Source organism: Desulfatitalea alkaliphila (assembly GCF_022968795.1).
GTDB lineage: Bacteria > Desulfobacterota > Desulfobacteria > Desulfobacterales > Desulfosarcinaceae > Desulfatitalea > Desulfatitalea alkaliphila.
In genome coordinates, this window is record NZ_JALJRB010000065.1 from 1 (window position 1) to 1,808 (window position 1,808).

Here is a 1,808-nt window from a genome sequence, read left to right on the forward strand (position 1 = left end):
GCGATGCTGGCTGTCGGCCTTGCTGGCCTTGCGGCAGGCAGGTTGGCGACAGTAGTGCTGCCGGCCCTTGCTGCGCGGATCAGGGATGAACAACCGATTGCAATGTCGACATTTTTTGCGTTTTGTCCCTGGCATTGGTCGCGGCCCTCCTGCCGGATAATCTGGCAGAAAACACCGCTTGTGAAAATGCCGGAATTTTCAGGGAAAACAATCGAATAAAACAAGAAGAAGATCGTTTAGAAACTTTTCATAGAAGAAGATGGCAGGAGGTTGTATGGACATTTTCAAACCGCCAAGAAAAGAACAAAATCAGCTCGCCGCTGGCATATACCAGCAGTCAAAATAGAAACGGCGTTATATGAGGCGTCATGGTTGAATAGTAACGATGATTTTTTTCAGTGCAAATAGCGCCCAACCATCCGCTCGCTCGTGTGGGACGCGCAAAAAGCCGCGCGCCCCACAGCGGTGCGTTGTGTGATAAAGGCGGACGCTCCAATAATTACAATTCCGGCTTCGATTCCGGCTCTTGACAATGATACCAATATTGATACTATGTGACTATGAAAAAAATTGATGACCTGCTATTGATATTTAGACGAAATCCGAAGGATGTCCGGTTTTCGGATTTGTGCAAAATATGTGATCATTATTTCGGTGAGCCACGTCAGGAAAAAAGCAGTCATCGAATTTACAAAACACCTTGGCAAGGAGACCCAAGGATAAATATCCAGAATCACAAAGGAAAGGCCAAAGCATATCAAGTTACGCAGGTGCTATTGGCTATTGAGAAATTGGAGGTAAGCCATGGCCACAAAAAATGATAAATATACGTACCGGGTTACCTGGTCTGAAGATGATAATGAGTATGTGGGCCTGTGTGCTGAATTCCCCAGCTTAAGTTGGCTGGCCGATACGCCGGAAAAGGCTCTAAAAGGCATCCGAAATCTTGTAGCGGATGTGTTATTGGACATGGGCAAAACCGATGAACCAATTCCCGAGCCAATCTCAAGTAAAAATTTCAGCGGGAAATTTATGGTCCGGGTGCCTCCAGAGGTACATCGAAAATTGGCCATACAAGCTGCTGAGTCCGGCGTAAGTCTTAATCGTATTGCCAGTTCCAAACTGAGCCAATAAATAACCTGCACACAACCATGCCTTTCACGCGGACGGGAACTCCGCTGCGCTGCGTTCCCGCCGGTGAAGGCTACGTTGGGCAAACAAATTGAATTTATACAAATCTTGACAATGTACCCCATTTGAGCTACATTTACAAAAACTCAAATGGAGGCAGGCCATGGGTAAATCATCCACCATCAGAGCAAGAATTGAACCCGATTTAAAGTGCAAAGCGGAGCACATATTTCAGCAGCTTGGGCTGACTACAACCCAAGCGATTACCTTGTTTTATAAACAGGTCGAATTAAAAAAAGGGCTGCCTTTTGACGTAGCCATTCCTAACGAGGTCACTCGCAAGACGTTTTCCGATACGGATGCCGGACGTGACCTGATCATTTGCAATGACGCCGACGATATGTTCAAAAAGTTAGGCATCTAATGCTGACACCCGCATATACAAAGCAGTTTGAACGCGACGCTAAGCGGATGAAAAAACGCGGTAAAAACCTTGAAAAATTGAAAATAATCATCCGTTCTTTAGTGGCTGAGGAGTCGCTTGATAACATTCATCGTGACCATAAGCTGATTGGCAATTGGAAGGGGCGACGGGAATGCCACATTGAATCCGACTGGCTGTTGATTTATCTTGTTGAGTCCGACCGTGTTGTCTTCGAGCGGACTGGAACCCACTC

The 1,808-nt window shown here is 46.3% G+C and carries 4 protein-coding genes; all 4 read left to right on the forward strand.

From position 1 onward, the window contains the following. The coding region (locus MRX98_RS21660; RefSeq protein WP_246915211.1) for a hypothetical protein at nt 1-219 on the forward strand (219 nt) is incomplete at its 5' end. 585 nt (nt 220-804) lie between these two features. Then, nucleotides 805-1,134, forward strand: a complete 330-nt coding sequence (locus MRX98_RS21665; protein ID WP_205240962.1) for a type II toxin-antitoxin system HicB family antitoxin — start codon at nt 805-807, stop codon at nt 1,132-1,134. 160 nt (nt 1,135-1,294) lie between these two features. Beyond that, entirely contained in the window at nt 1,295-1,555 is a 261-nt protein-coding gene (locus MRX98_RS21670) for a type II toxin-antitoxin system RelB/DinJ family antitoxin (RefSeq protein ID WP_246915213.1), read from the forward strand. After that, the coding region (locus tag MRX98_RS21675) for a type II toxin-antitoxin system YafQ family toxin (RefSeq protein ID WP_246915216.1) at nt 1,555-1,808 on the forward strand (254 nt) is incomplete at its 3' end. The genes MRX98_RS21670 and MRX98_RS21675, both read left to right, overlap by 1 nt.

Coding starts and splice junctions, on each gene's coding strand:
- MRX98_RS21665 (WP_205240962.1), top strand. CDS start 805: ATGGCCACAAAAAATGATAAATATACGTACCGGGTTACCTGGTCTGAA.
- MRX98_RS21670 (WP_246915213.1), top strand. CDS start 1,295: ATGGGTAAATCATCCACCATCAGAGCAAGAATTGAACCCGATTTAAAG.